The organism is Kribbella sp. ALI-6-A, from assembly GCF_001984195.1.
In the GTDB taxonomy this organism is placed as follows: domain Bacteria; phylum Actinomycetota; class Actinomycetes; order Propionibacteriales; family Kribbellaceae; genus Kribbella.
In genome coordinates this window covers 743,814-756,553 of sequence record NZ_MTQN01000012.1, presented here as the reverse complement: position 1 = coordinate 756,553, position 12,740 = coordinate 743,814, and the positions used below count along the sequence as shown (strand labels likewise).

Annotated in this window: 14 protein-coding genes; 8 read left to right on the top strand and 6 right to left on the bottom strand. The window is 70.5% G+C overall.

Features of this window, described 5'->3' with window-relative positions; translation table 11 throughout:
- The first annotated feature begins 166 nt into the window (after positions 1-166).
- From BWI15_RS30105 to BWI15_RS30085, 5 genes are read left to right on the top strand one after another with little or no spacing between them, the layout of a single operon-like run.
- Entirely contained in the window at positions 167-724 is a 558-nt protein-coding gene (locus BWI15_RS30105; RefSeq protein ID WP_077017915.1) for a TlpA family protein disulfide reductase, read from the top strand.
- Complete coding sequence (locus tag BWI15_RS30100; RefSeq protein ID WP_077017914.1) at positions 721-1,488, top strand: NUDIX hydrolase; 768 nt, start codon at positions 721-723, stop codon at positions 1,486-1,488. Before BWI15_RS30105 ends, BWI15_RS30100 begins: the two co-directional genes overlap by 4 nt.
- On the top strand, positions 1,485-2,657 hold the full coding sequence (locus BWI15_RS30095; protein ID WP_077017913.1) for a MarP family serine protease: 1,173 nt from the start codon (positions 1,485-1,487) through the stop codon (positions 2,655-2,657). The genes BWI15_RS30100 and BWI15_RS30095 overlap by 4 nt, the downstream gene beginning before the upstream one ends.
- 58 nt (positions 2,658-2,715) lie before the next feature.
- The gene (locus BWI15_RS30090) at positions 2,716-3,210 is read left to right on the top strand and encodes a SigE family RNA polymerase sigma factor (protein ID WP_077017912.1); all 495 of its coding nucleotides are present in this window, start codon (positions 2,716-2,718) and stop codon (positions 3,208-3,210) included.
- Positions 3,207-3,875, top strand: coding sequence for a hypothetical protein (locus BWI15_RS30085; RefSeq protein WP_077017911.1), 669 nt, complete (start codon positions 3,207-3,209; stop codon positions 3,873-3,875). The genes BWI15_RS30090 and BWI15_RS30085 overlap by 4 nt, the downstream gene beginning before the upstream one ends.
- 27 nt (positions 3,876-3,902) lie before the next feature.
- Here the strand turns inward: BWI15_RS30085 and BWI15_RS30080 are convergent, their stop codons facing one another.
- From BWI15_RS30080 to nhaA, 3 genes are all read right to left on the bottom strand, one after another.
- Entirely contained in the window at positions 3,903-4,751 is an 849-nt protein-coding gene (locus BWI15_RS30080; protein WP_237771525.1) for an alpha/beta fold hydrolase, read from the bottom strand.
- Positions 4,752-4,804: 53 nt separating this feature from the next.
- Positions 4,805-5,215 (bottom strand): phage holin family protein, encoded by a 411-nt coding sequence (locus tag BWI15_RS30075; RefSeq protein ID WP_237771524.1) that lies wholly within the window; start codon positions 5,213-5,215, stop codon positions 4,805-4,807.
- 79 nt (positions 5,216-5,294) lie between these two features.
- On the bottom strand, positions 5,295-6,506 hold the full coding sequence (nhaA, locus tag BWI15_RS30070; RefSeq protein WP_077017908.1) for a Na+/H+ antiporter NhaA: 1,212 nt from the start codon (positions 6,504-6,506) through the stop codon (positions 5,295-5,297).
- 287 nt (positions 6,507-6,793) lie between these two features.
- Between nhaA and BWI15_RS30065 the strand changes: the two genes are divergently transcribed.
- From BWI15_RS30065 to BWI15_RS30055, 3 genes are all read left to right on the top strand, one after another.
- Positions 6,794-7,240 carry a CBS domain-containing protein gene (locus BWI15_RS30065; protein WP_077017907.1) on the top strand — a complete coding sequence of 149 codons (447 nt, stop codon included), beginning with the start codon at positions 6,794-6,796 and terminating at the stop codon, positions 7,238-7,240.
- A 37-nt stretch (positions 7,241-7,277) separates the two neighbouring features.
- Positions 7,278-8,567, top strand: coding sequence for an ArsB/NhaD family transporter (locus tag BWI15_RS30060; protein WP_077017906.1), 1,290 nt, complete (start codon positions 7,278-7,280; stop codon positions 8,565-8,567).
- Between the two features lie 225 nt (positions 8,568-8,792).
- Positions 8,793-9,554 (top strand): GntR family transcriptional regulator, encoded by a 762-nt coding sequence (locus tag BWI15_RS30055; RefSeq protein WP_077017905.1) that lies wholly within the window; start codon positions 8,793-8,795, stop codon positions 9,552-9,554.
- Positions 9,555-9,599: 45 nt separating this feature from the next.
- Here BWI15_RS30055 and BWI15_RS30050 read toward each other — a convergent pair whose 3' ends face one another.
- The 3 genes from BWI15_RS30050 to acs form a co-directional block, all read right to left on the bottom strand.
- Positions 9,600-10,040, bottom strand: coding sequence for a hypothetical protein (locus BWI15_RS30050; RefSeq protein ID WP_077017904.1), 441 nt, complete (start codon positions 10,038-10,040; stop codon positions 9,600-9,602).
- Complete coding sequence (locus BWI15_RS30045) at positions 10,037-10,690, bottom strand: hypothetical protein (protein WP_077017903.1); 654 nt, start codon at positions 10,688-10,690, stop codon at positions 10,037-10,039. Before BWI15_RS30045 ends, BWI15_RS30050 begins: the two co-directional genes overlap by 4 nt.
- A gap of 94 nt (positions 10,691-10,784) precedes the next feature.
- Positions 10,785-12,719, bottom strand: coding sequence for an acetate--CoA ligase (gene acs / locus BWI15_RS30040; protein ID WP_077019401.1), 1,935 nt, complete (start codon positions 12,717-12,719; stop codon positions 10,785-10,787).
- Between the last annotated feature and the right edge of the window lie 21 nt (positions 12,720-12,740).

The window sequence follows — 12,740 nt, the reverse complement described above, 5'->3', positions numbered from 1 at the left end:
CCTCCACCCGGGCTCGCGGCTCCGCCGCCTCGCCCCCGGAGGAGGTGTCGTTTCAGCCCACGCCAGCTCGCGGCTCCGCCGCGTCGCGCCCGAACTGCCCCCGGTCGACTCCACCTCGCGGCTTCGCCGCCTCGTCCCTGCCCCGCGACGCCCCCGCCGCGCATTCGTGCTGGGACTAACCAGTCTGCTGCTTCTCGCGGGGTGTGGCGACCAGAAGGGCGAGGGCTCCTCGACGCCGAGCGCCCCGGGTGCGGCTGCGACTGTGGTCGCCTGCCCGAGTACGCCGTCCAAGTCGCCCGCCACCAACGGGCTGCCCGACGTGACCCTGCCCTGTCTCGGCGAAGGCCCCGACACCCGCCTCGCCGACCTGCGCGGACCGCTCGTCGTCAACGTCTGGGCCCAGTGGTGCGGCCCGTGCCGCGACGAAGCGCCGTACCTCGCCGAGCTGCAGAAGAAGGCAGCGGGCAAGGTGAAGCTGCTCGGGATCGACTACGCCGACCCCCGGCCGGAGCTCGCGGTGAAGTTCGCTGCTCAGCACGGGCTCGACTACCCGCACCTCAAAGACGCCGACAAGTCGGTCCGGCAGCCGCTCAAGATCGGCGGCCCGCCGTTGACCGCGTTCGTCGATCAGGACGGCGCCGTCGTCTACGTTCACCGCGGCGTGCTGAAGTCCCAGCAGCAGCTGGATCAGTTGGTGAAGGACAAGCTGGGGGTGACCCTGTGACCGCGACGACCTTCGACGTCGAGCTGCCGGCCTGGCTGCATCCGTTGCTGACGGCCTCGAAAACCGTTGATCCCAAGGAGCTTTCCCGGTTCCTGCCGCCCGACGACCCGGCGGTGCGTGAGTCCGCCGTGCTCATTTTGCTTGCTGATGGCAACGAAGACGACGGGCCCGACGTCCTGCTCACCGAGCGCTCCTGGACCCTGCGCTCGCACGCCGGTCAGATGGCCTTTCCCGGCGGTCGCAGCGACGAGGAGGACGGCACCGGGACCGACGGCCTGATCCGGACCGCGCTGCGCGAGGCCCAGGAGGAAACCGGGCTGGATCCCACCGGCGTCGAGGTGTTCGCGATCTGGCCCGCGCTCTGGGTGCCGGTCAGCAACTTCGGCGTGTCCCCGGTGCTGGCCTGGTGGCGGGAGCCGTCGCCGGTGGCGGTGGTGGACCCGGCCGAGGTCGCCTCGGTGCATCGCGTCGCGCTGTCCGCGCTGGCCGATCCGGCCAACCGGGTCAGCTGCATCCACCCGTCCGGGTTCACCGGACCGGCGTTCGTCGTCGGCGACCTGTTCGTCTGGGGTTTCACCGCCGGTCTGCTCGACAAACTGCTGCTGCTCGGCGGCTGGGCGCGCGACTGGGACCCGGCGCACGTCGTACCGTTGCCCGACCGACTGGTCGAGGCGGCCTGGCGGAGTGAGGGGCAGCGGTCGCAGGAGGAGCGGCGGCTGACTGCCATCGAGCACGACCTGGGGCGTCCGGAGGGTGTGGAGTGAGCTATCTGGATTGGATCCTGATCGGAGTCACGCTGCTGGTGGCGGTCTCCGGGTACGTCGAGGGCTTCGTGCTCGGCGCCTGCGCGACGCTCGGCCTGCTCGCCGGTGCCGCCGTCGGCGTGTACGGCGTACCGAAGGTCCTGGACAACTTCTCGCCCAGCGTCGAGGTCTCGTTCGCCGCGCTGGTGCTGGTGATCCTGCTCGCGTCGATCGGCCGGACCATCGGCGCGCTGCTCGGCTCCAAGCTCAGGAACAAGATCTCCTGGAAACCGGTCAAGGCCGTCGACGCGCTCGGCGGTGCCGCGCTGGCGGCCGCCTCGGTGCTGGTCGTCTCCTGGGTCCTCGGCGTCGCGGTGAGCGGCGCGCGGATCCCGGACGTCACCTCGGCGGTGCGCGGTTCGCAGGTGCTCGCCAAGGTCGACGAGGTGCTGCCGAGCGGCGCCGACCAGGCCCTGCAGGCCTTCAACGACGTGGTGAACACCGATCTGTTCCCGCGCTTCCTCGACCCGTTCGTGCCGGAACGGATCCGGGAGACCCAGCCGCCGGACGGCGGGATCGCGCGGACGCCGGCCGTGCGCGCGGCGTACAACCGGATCGCCAAGGTGACCGGCGTGGCGAACTGCTCGCGGGGGCTGGAGGGGTCGGGCTTCGTCTTCGCCCCGCAGCGCGTGATGACCAACGCGCACGTCGTCGCCGGCGTCGCGAACCCGAAGGTCGAGGTGAACCGGCAGTCCTACGACGCGACCGTGGTGCTGTTCGACCCCGAGATCGACGTCGCCGTGCTGTACGTGCCGAAGCTGACCGCGCAGCCGCTGGCCCTCGACGACAGCGGCAAGGCCGACGCCGCGGCGGTCGTGCTCGGCTACCCGGAGAACGGTCCGTTCAACTCCGAACCGGCCCGGATCCGCTCCGAGGAACGCCTGCGCGGCCCGGACATCTACGGCGACCGCACGGTCACCCGGAAGGCCTTCTCGATCTGGGCCTCGGTCCGCCCCGGCAACTCCGGCGGCCCGCTGATCTCCACCCGCGGCACCGTGTACGGCGTGGTTTTCGCGGCTTCGGTCGAGGACAACCGCACCGGCTACGTGCTGACCGCCACCCAGGTCGCCGACGCCGCCGCCGAGGGCGCCCGGGCCACGAAGGAAGTCTCGACCCGCACCTGCACCTGAGCTTTTCTCCCGGCGATGCAGCGGATCGGGCGGTCCGCGGCGTTGGGAGGGTGTGACGATGACCAGTGCGGCGACCAGTTCGTTCGACCAGGTGGTGCGGTCGAGCGAGCGGCGCCTGCTCCGCATCGGCCTGATGCTGTCCGGCAACGCGCACACCGCCGAGGACCTCGTGCAGTCGGTCCTGGCCCGGGCGCACCGGCGCTGGGGCCGGATCGGCGGCCTCGAGCACCCGGACGCGTACCTGCGGACGATGCTGGTGAACGAGTTCCTCAGCTGGCGACGCCGGCTGAAGAACCGCGAGCTGCCGCTGGCCGAACTCGACGAGACCCCGACGACCGAGGACGTGAGCAGCCGGCAGGCCGAGCGGGACACGGCCTGGCGGCTGCTCGCGACACTGCCGCGCCGGCAACGCGCCGTACTGGTGCTGCGGTACTACGAAGATCTGCCCGACGACGAGATCGCGACGGTGCTCGGTTGTACGGCGAGCACGGTTCGGTCCAACGCGGCCCGAGGGCTGGCGGCCCTGCGCGCCGAGCTAGGAGCTGAAGGATGAACAAGTCGGACGACGAGCTCGGTGAGCTGCTGCGGGAAACCTTTGCGAGCCAGGAGAACCAGGCCGACAGCTTGCCTGCAGCAATCAAGTCCCGGAACCGCCGCCGCTTCGCTCCGGTGCTCGCGGCCGCCGCCGCTGTCGTGCTCGTGCTGGGCGGCGGGGTGGTCGTCCGGCAGAACCTCACGCCACCCACCGCCGAACCGGCTCCGGCCGCCACCACGACCGCGCACGCAGGTCCCGGGCCGAGCGAGGCGCTCGCGCTGACCGAGGACATCCGGATCTGGGCGGCGGCGATCGAGGCGATCATCGCGCGCGAGCCCGGCAGTACGACGTACTACGTCCTGGACGCTCCCCACCAGAACGGCAGCACAGCGCGCGGTACGCCCTTCACCGATGCCCAGAAGACCGCGATCACAGGTCTGCTGGCCACGACGACCAAGCTGGAGTGGATCGCCAAGCGGCCGCCACTGGCGGACCCGTGCGCGCCGGACGCGGGCGGCCCGTTCGTCACGGTGGGCTCGATCGTCCGGCGGGCCGGTCATGTCGAGGTCGACGCGAGCGTCTGGCGCGGCTGCCTGGCCGCGCGGTGGCTCACCTTCCGCCTCGACGAGAAGGCCGGCACCTGGAAGGTCACCGGGACCGTCGGCCCCGAGGCGGTCTCCTGAAGCCGGTCGAGCAGGTCGAGGGGGTCCCTAGAGCCCGCCCAGCCAGTCGAGCAGCACAGCGTTGAACTGCTCCGGCGCCTCCTCGTGCGGGAAGTGCCCGACCGTGGTGAGCGACTCGTGCCGCACGGGCGCCGTGATCAGCGCCGGTGGAGTGATCCAGCTCGTCGATGCCACGGCGCCGTCCAGGCCGCCATGCAGCTGCAGCACCGGTACGCCGATCGGCTCACGCATCCGCGCGGAGTACCGCCGGCCGTCGCTGCGCAGCCGGGAGCGGACGAACCAGCGGTGGTACTCCAGCGCGCAGTGCGGCGCAGGCCAGACCTGCAGTGCGGCCCGGTAGCGCCGCGAGGCCTCCGCATCCGGGAAGGCACCGCCCGGCGCCGACCAGGCCCGCAGCAGATGCTCGATGTGAATGCCGTCGTGCGCCAGCAGTCGCCGTTCGGGCAGGATCGGCAGCTGGAACCACCCGACCTGCGCGGCCGCCCGCGGCCGGCCCGAGCGCAGCAGCATCAACGGGTGCGGGGCCGACACGGCCGCCACCGCCCGGATCTGCCGCGACGCCAGGACGGCGGCCGACCAGGCGGCGAATCCGCCCCAGCCGTGCCCGACCACCACCGCCTCCGACGCGCCGAGCGAGCGGATCACGCCGGACACGTCGGCCGACACCGTGAACGGGTCGTAGCCGCGTGGCGTCTTGTCGCTCGCGCCGTACCCGCGCAGGTCCATCGCCACCGCCCGGTACCCGGCCTCGGCGACCACCGGCAGCTGATGCCGCCAGGCCCACCAGAACTCCGGGAACCCGTGCAGGAACAGCACCAGGGGATCGTCCGCCGCACCGCACTCGGCGACGTGGAACCGGGCGCCGTTGGCCGCCACCAAGGCGTGCGACCACGGCCCGTCGACGAGCAGGTCGGAGACGCCGGCGGGGCTCAGTCGCCCTTCCCGATCGCCTTGAGCGCCTCGACCGACTCCTTCGAGGTCTCGATGGTCCGCGGCGCGCCCTTGGCCTTGCCGAGCTGGCTCTTGCCGACCAGCACGAGCACGCCGGCGATCAGCAGGTAGAGCACGGCCACGATCAGGAACGACAACGCCGGGTGCAGCCCGAGCGCGCTCACGCCGTACGCCGCGGCGATCGACAACAGGATGATTGCCAGCAGCCCGAGGAACGCGGCCCCGCCGAACATCCCGGCCCCGGTCCCGGCGGCCACCGCCGTCTTCTTCAGCTCGGCCTTGCCCAGCTCGATCTCGCTGCGCACCAGGCTGGACAGATCCCGGCTGGCGTTCGCGACGAGCTGCCCGACCGTCGGCTCGTCCGTGTTGGTGTCACGGTCCTGCCCCATCGACATGGCGCTCCTTCCGTCCGTGCCCCGACCCTACCGCCGCGTACTGCGAACAGCTGGTACCCCGCACCTGCTCAGCTCAGTCGGCGTACACGCGGTTGCGCCGGAACAGCAGTCCGGCCGCCAGCAGTGCCGCCAGCAGCGACGCGATCAGTACGGCGGCCTTGGCGCGCTCGGTCTGGGCGACGTCGTCGCCGAACGCCAGCTGCGCGATCAGCAACGCGACGGTGAAGCCGATGCCCGCCAGCACCGACACCGCGGCGACGTCGCGCCAGGCGAGGTCGGAGTTCAGCTCGGCCCGGGTGAACCGTGCGGTCAGCCAGGCCCCGCCGAAGACGCCGAGGAACTTGCCGACCACCAGGCCGGCCACGATGCCGATCGCGACCGGATCGGTGAGCATCTCCCGCACCGCGCCACCGCTCAACGTCACCCCGGCGGCGAACAACGCGAACAGCGGCACCGCCAGCCCGGCCGACCACGGTCGCAGCCGGTGCTCGATCCGCTCGGCCGGGGCGTGCTTCTCGCCCCGGTCGGCGACCACGCGGGTGGCCAGCCCGAGGGCGACCCCCGCGATGGTGGCGTGGATTCCCGACTCGTGCATGAACCACCACGCGCCGAGTGCGACCGGCACGTACAACAGCGGAGACGTGAAGCGGAAGCGCTGCAGCAGGAAGTAGACCCCGATCAGCGCCAGCGCGACCAGCAGCTCGATCAGGTGGAAGCCGTGTGAGAAAAACACCGCGATGACCAGGATGGCGCCGAAGTCGTCGACCACCGCCAGCGTGAGCAGGAACGCTCGCAGCGCGCCCGGCAACGAGGAGCCGACGATCGCCAGCACCGCGAGCGCGAACGCGATGTCGGTCGCCGTCGGCACCGCCCAGCCCGAGGTCCGGCCGTTGTCCGCGGTCAGGTTCACCAGCAGGTAGATGATTGCCGGGAGCACCATTCCGGCCAGCGCCGCGACCACCGGGACGACGGCCTCACCGAGCTTCGACAACGTGCCGACCACCAGCTCGCGCTTGAGCTCGACGCCGGCCAGGTAGAAGAACAGTGCGAGGGCGCCGTCGGCGGCCCAGGCCTCGACGGTCAACGGACCGAGCTGTGCCTCTCGCAGGTGGTGGTACGCGTCCTGCCACGGAGAGTTCGCCCAGATCAGCGCGACGACGGCCGCCCCGAGCAGCAGCAGGCCACCGGTGGTTTCGGCCCGCAGGGTGTCGGCCAGAAAGGCTCGCTCGGTGGTGAGAACGCGGGGAAAAGCACGGCGGCGGCGCACACGGACGACTGGGGGCATGAGAAGCCTTTCGATCCGGGGTCGGTCGGACACATCGCCGACCAGGCTTCCCGGCACACCGTGTTGCGTTCGGCACCCAGTCTAGGCGATCGACGGTGATTGCGTGCGGCTCGTCGATGAGGGAGGCTTACCGCTGGTGCGCCGGGAAGTCTGGTCGGCAGTGCCCGTCCCCAGGCGGGGTACGGGCCGATCGACGACTCCTGGAGGCGCTGTGGCACGGCTCGAGTCCGGGCAGCAGGCTGTGAGAGAGCTCACGCCGATGGACCCGCAGCGCGCACGCTGCGGGAGTGCACGCAGAGCAGATGGGCGAGCAGTTCCCGGTCGTCGGTCTGGACAGCGACGCGCGCGAGGCGGTCGAACTGCTCGCCTCGCGGCGGCTGCCGGGACTGATCGTCGTCGACCCCAACGGCAGCCCGTACGCCGTACTGCCGGCCTCGCAGGTGGTCCGTTTCCTGGTGCCGAGTTACGTGCAGGACGACCCGTCGCTGGCGCGGGTGATCGACGAGTCGCTGGCCGACCAGGTCGCCGACAAGCTGGCCGGGGTCACGGTGCGCAAGCTGATGCCGTCCGAGCCGGCGGAGCTGCCGGTCGTGAACCACGACGACACCGTGCTGGAGGTCGCCGCGATCATGGCGCGTCTGCGCTGCCCGTTGGTCGCGGTGACCAAGGACCGGCAGATCATCGGCGCGATCACGGCGTCCCGACTGCTCGAACTGGTCGTCACGCCGCACTGATCCCCGGCCCACCGGCCCTGACCGGGAAGGTGGCCCGATGACCGTCATCGCGGTGATCGTGTTCGTGGTCGCCTACGTGCTGATCGCGACCGAGTGGACCCACAAGCTGCTGGCCGCGCTGGGTGGCGCCGCCGTGCTGCTCGCGCTCGGCGTGACGGATTCCGAGCACGCCTTCTACTCCCACGAGACCGGTGTCGACTGGGACGTCATCTTCCTGCTGCTGGGCATGATGGTGATCGTCGGCATCCTGCGCCGGACCGGTGTGTTCGAGTACATCGCGATCTGGGCGGCCAAACGGGCCAAGGGCTCACCGTTGCGGGTGATGCTGCTGCTGACCATGATCACCGCGTTCGCGTCGGCGTGGCTCGACAACGTGACCACGGTGCTGCTGATCGCCCCGGTCACCCTGCTGGTCTGCGACCGGCTCGGCATCAACCCGGTGCCGTTCCTGATCGCCGAGGTGATGGCGTCCAACATCGGCGGCGCCGCGACGCTGATCGGCGACCCGCCGAACATCATCATCGCCAGCCGTTCCGGGCTGACCTTCAACGACTTCCTGATCCACATGGCGCCGCTGGTGCTGATCGTGCTGGTGGTGTTCTGCCTGGTCGTGCCCTGGCTGTTCCGCGGCTCGTTCGAGGTCGATCCGGACAAGGTCGACAACGTGATGCGGCTGAACGAGAAGGAGGCGATCGAGGACCGGATGCTGCTGATCAAGTGCGGCCTGGTGCTGCTCGGCGTGTTCGCCGGCTTCGTCGGTCGCTCGATCTTCCACGTCGAGCCCTCGGTGGTCGCGCTGCTCGGGGCCGGCGTGCTGGTGCTGATCTCCGGCGTCGCGACCAAGGACTACATGAGCAGCGTGGAGTGGCAGACGCTGCTGTTCTTCGCCGGCCTGTTCATCATGGTCGGCGCGCTGGTGAAGACCGGCGTGATCGGCGAGCTGGCCCAGCAGGTCCAGCAGCTCACCGAAGGCAAGGCGCTGTTCGCGGTGATGCTGATCCTGGGGGTCTCGGCCGTCCTGTCCGGCATCGTCGACAACATCCCGTACGTCGCGACGATGAGCCCGGTGGTGCTCGAACTGACCAAGGGCATTCCGGACCCGACCCAGGCCGAGGCGCTGTGGTGGGCCCTGGCCATCGGCGCCGACTTCGGCGGCAACGCGACCGCCGTCGGCGCGAGCGCCAACGTCGTCGTGATCGGCCTGGCCCTGCGCGCCGGCCACCCGATCAGCTTCTGGGAGTTCACCCGCAAGGGCGTCGTGATGACCGCGATCACGATCGTCGTCGCCGCGCCGTACCTGTGGCTGCGGTATTTCGTCCTGGCCTGACCCTGGGTGACGCGGGCGTCGGCGCCGGGACGCGCCGGGGCAAGGGGTTTCCGGTGGGAATCACACCGGTACGGCTCGACGCCGTACCGGCGGTGCGGGAAGATGATCGCTGGCCGTCCTGGGGCTCCGGCCAGTACTGTCGGTGAGCGGTCGACCGACCGGAACGAGACGACCTCCGCGCCCCGGCAACCGGTTTGCCGGCCAGATTCCCAGGGATACGACGTCATGGCCCGCCCAAGGAACAACCCCGGCGACCTCGCCGAGCTCCCCACCGAGCTGCGGACCGACCGGCCGAAGGGTGACCAGATCCGCGAGATCCTGGAGCGCCTCACCCGCAGCCTGCCCGCCGGGACGGTGCTGCCGTCGGAGCGGGTCCTGGCCGAGCGCTTCGGCGTCGCCCGGATGACGGTCCGCCAGGAGGTCGACCGCGTCGTCACCGACGGCCTGGCCGCCCGGCGTCCCGGCGGTGGCACGTTCGTCGCGGAACCGCGCCCGAATCGGCTGCTCGCGTCGTCGTTCAGCCAGGACATGCGCGACCGCGGCATCACCCCCGGCGCCAAGGTGCTCGAACACCGCGTCGGCACCGCCGACGAAGCCCTCGCCGCCGAACTCGAGGAGCCGGTCGGCACCCCCGTCCTCCACCTGGTCCGCCTCCGCACCGCCGACGGCGAGCCGATGGCCATCGAACGCACCAACCTGTCACTGCGCCGCTACCCGGGCCTCGACGAACTCGCCTTCGACGAACTCTCCCTGTACGGCGAACTCGGCGCCCGCTACGGCGTCTCGCTCGGCATCGTCTCGGCCTCGATCGTCGCCGCCCCACCGGACTCCCCGGAGGACGCCGCCCTGCTCGGCATCGACGAGACCACCCCTTGCCTGGTCATCACCTCGGCCCCCCGCACCGCCTCCGGCGAGGTCATCGAATGCGGCCGCTCGACGTACCGCTCGGACCGCTACGACATCACCGTGGCCTACCGAACTACCTGACCACTGACGATCAATTGGTCTGTGATCAAGTATCAAACGATCGACCTACAGCCGGCCCGCCAGTACCCCGAGCGCGAACGCCGTACCCGCGAGGCCGAGCATGATCGTGGCGAGCAGTCGTAGCCGCGCGTGGTGAGCCGGGATCTCGGCCTTCGTGGCGAAGATCCGGCGCGGCCAGTGACGCCACGAGACGTACCAGAAGATCCCGGTCGCGGCGAGCAGAAGGACTGCCTTCACCAGGTGGAGCCCCCAGTGGTCGGTGTCGGCGACCAGCAGCACCAGGCCGCTGACGGCGATCACGCCGATCAGGCCGAGCACCTTCCAGCGGTTGCCTGAGGCAATCGTTGCCGTCAGGGCCTCGCGGGTTTCGAGGTCGGCGGCGTAGAACTTCGCCAACTTCGGCTGGACGACGAACAGCGAGTAGGCCATTCCGCCCACCCACGCGGCCGCCAGGCCGGCGTGCAGGACGGCGACCAGGGCGGTCATCGGTACTGCTCGAGGATCGGGAGCGGCAGCAACGAAGTCATCGCCACCAGATGGTCGAGGGTCAGGAGCAGCTCGTCGGGCTTCGTCCGGCCGAAGATCGGGTAGGTGGTGAAGATCAGATGCTCCTCGATCAGTGCCCAGGTGTGCAGCTTGGTCCTGCGCATGAAGGCGGCCAGCTCCGGATGGAGGACCTGCGCGGCGACTTGCGGGTCGGTGTTCACCAGCCGGTACCAGCGGTCGAACGTCGGGTCCGCGGTGATCGGCTTCGGCAGCCCCGTGACGTCGTACGCCGGATCGGTGTTGTCGACGATCTGGAACCACGGCACACGCGCCGGCAAGTCGATCGCCCAGACGGTGTTGATCGCCTCCGCGCCGGTTTCGCGCAGCACCGTGTCCGACCAGGCGTCCCGCACCGCTTTCACCGGATCCTGCCGGTAGTAGTCGAACGCGGTGAACCGCAGCCCCTGGTGCCGCCCGCTCACCGCGCCGAACGCGAGCTCCTGCCGGCCGCGCAGGCAGAACGGCAGCGCATACCGCCACCGGTCCAGCAGTTCGGGTGCGTCGACCCGGATCTCCCACCCACGCCGCGCGGCCACCGCCGCCCGCTCGTCGTTGGTCTTGGCGATCCGCCGCGTCTCCAGATTGCGCACCGCCTCAGGCTAGGGGTTCGCCCGGCTCACCGGCCGTGAAGGCCACGAGGGCCCGGACAGCAGTCAGCTGCCCGGGCCCCTCGCCAACCCTGCGTCAGTCCTCGTCGGCCTTGCCGGACTCGAGGTTGGACTTGATCAGGTCCATCACGGTCGAGTCGGCCAGCGTGGTGACGTCGCCGACCTCGCGGTTCTCGGCGACGTCGCGCAGCAGGCGGCGCATGATCTTGCCCGAGCGGGTCTTCGGCAGCTCCGCGACGACCATGATCTGGCGCGGCTTGGCGATCGGGCCGATTTCCTTGGCGACGTGGTTGCGCAGCTCCTGGACGACGTCCGGGCCGCCGTCACCGGCCTCCGAGCGCAGGATCACGAACGCCGCGATCGCCTGCCCGGTGGTCGGGTCGGACGCGCCGACGACGGCCGCTTCGGCCACCTTCGGGTGCGAGACCAGCGCGGACTCGATCTCGGTGGTGGACAGCCTGTGGCCGGACACGTTCATCACGTCGTCGACCCGGCCGAGCAGCCACAGGTCGCCGTCCTCGTCCTTCTTCGCGCCGTCGCCGGCGAAGTACATGCCGGGGAAGCGGGACCAGTACGTCTCCTTGAAGCGCTCGTCGTCGCCCCACAGCGTGCGCAGCATGGCCGGCCACGGCTTGGTGATCACCAGGTAGCCGCCGGAGCCGTCCGGCACCGGGTTGCCGGCGTCGTCGACCACGTCGACGTTCACGCCCGGGATCGCCCGCATCGCCGCGCCCGGCTTACCGGACGTGACGCCGGGCAGCGGGGAGATCATGTGCATCCCGGTCTCGGTCTGCCACCAGGTGTCGACCACCGGCGCCTTGTTGCCGCCGATGTTCTCCCGGTACCAGATGTAGGCCTCGGGGTTGATCGGTTCGCCGACCGACCCGATCACCCGCAGCGTCGACAGGTCGAACTTGGCCGGGATCTCCTTGCCCCACTTCATGAAGGTCCGGATCGCGGTCGGCGCGCAGTACAGGATCGAGACCTTGTACTTCTGCACGATCTCCCACCAGCGGCCCTGGTGCGGGGTGTCCGGCGTGCCCTCGTAGAGCACCGAGGTGGTCGCGTTCGCCAGCGCGCCGTACACGATGTAGCTGTGGCCGGTGACCCAGCCGATGTCGGCGGCGGTCCAGTAGACGTCGGTGTCGGGCTTGAGGTCGAAGACGGCCCACTGCGTGTACGCCGTACCGACCAGGTAGCCGCCGGTGGTGTGCAGGATGCCCTTCGGCTTGCCCGTGCTGCCGGACGTGTACATCACGTACAGCGGGTGCTCGGCGTCGAAGGCCTCGGGGGTGTGCTCGGTCGACTGCTTGCCGACGAAGTCCTCCCACCACAGGTCCCGGCCGTCGGTCATCGCGGTCTCCTGGCCGGTGCGCTTGACCACGAGCACGTTGCGCACGTCCGGGCAGTCGGTCAGCGCGGCGTCGACGGCCGGCTTCAGCGCGGCCGGAGCGCCCCGGCGGTACCCGCCGTCGGAGGTGATCACGACGCGGGCGTCGCAGTCCTGGATCCGGCCCTTCAGCGCGTCCGCGGAGAACCCGCCGAAGATCACCGTGTGCGGGGCGCCGATCCGGGCGCAGGCCAGCATCGCGACCACGGTCTCGGGAATCATCGGCATGTAGATGGCGACCACGTCACCGGGCTGCACACCGAGCTCGAGCAGCGCGTTGGCGGCCTTGCTGACTTCGTCCTTGAGCTGGGCGTAGGTGATCTCGCGGGTGTCGCCCGGCTCGCCCTCGAAGTAGTACGCGACCCGGTCGCCGAGACCGTTCTCGACGTGCCGGTCGACGCAGTTGTACGCCGCGTTGAGCTTGCCGTCGGCGTACCACTTGGCGAACGGCGGGTTGCTCCAGTCCAGCGTCTGGGTCGGCTCGACCGCCCAGGTCAGCCGCTTGGCCTGCTCGGCCCAGAACCCCTCCAGGTCGGCGGCGGCCCGCTCGTAGGCGTCGGCCTTCACGTTCGCCTGCGCGGCGAGCTCGGCCGGCGGGTCGAAGCGCCGTTCCTCGTGCATCAAGTTCGACAGCGCTGGGGA

What these genes read in the sequence shown, in the direction of transcription:
- BWI15_RS30075 (WP_237771524.1), bottom strand. Translation starts at nt 5,215, where the DNA reads ATGGGGCAGGACCGTGACACCAACACGGACGAGCCGACGGTCGGGCAG.
- BWI15_RS30060 (WP_077017906.1), top strand. Translation starts at nt 7,278, where the DNA reads ATGACCGTCATCGCGGTGATCGTGTTCGTGGTCGCCTACGTGCTGATC.
- BWI15_RS30055 (WP_077017905.1), top strand. Translation starts at nt 8,793, where the DNA reads ATGGCCCGCCCAAGGAACAACCCCGGCGACCTCGCCGAGCTCCCCACC.
- BWI15_RS30050 (WP_077017904.1), bottom strand. Translation starts at nt 10,040, where the DNA reads ATGACCGCCCTGGTCGCCGTCCTGCACGCCGGCCTGGCGGCCGCGTGG.
- acs (WP_077019401.1), bottom strand. Translation starts at nt 12,719, where the DNA reads ATGCACGAGGAACGGCGCTTCGACCCGCCGGCCGAGCTCGCCGCGCAG.
- BWI15_RS30090 (WP_077017912.1), top strand. Translation starts at nt 2,716, where the DNA reads ATGACCAGTGCGGCGACCAGTTCGTTCGACCAGGTGGTGCGGTCGAGC.
- BWI15_RS30085 (WP_077017911.1), top strand. Translation starts at nt 3,207, where the DNA reads ATGAACAAGTCGGACGACGAGCTCGGTGAGCTGCTGCGGGAAACCTTT.
- nhaA (WP_077017908.1), bottom strand. Translation starts at nt 6,506, where the DNA reads ATGCCCCCAGTCGTCCGTGTGCGCCGCCGCCGTGCTTTTCCCCGCGTT.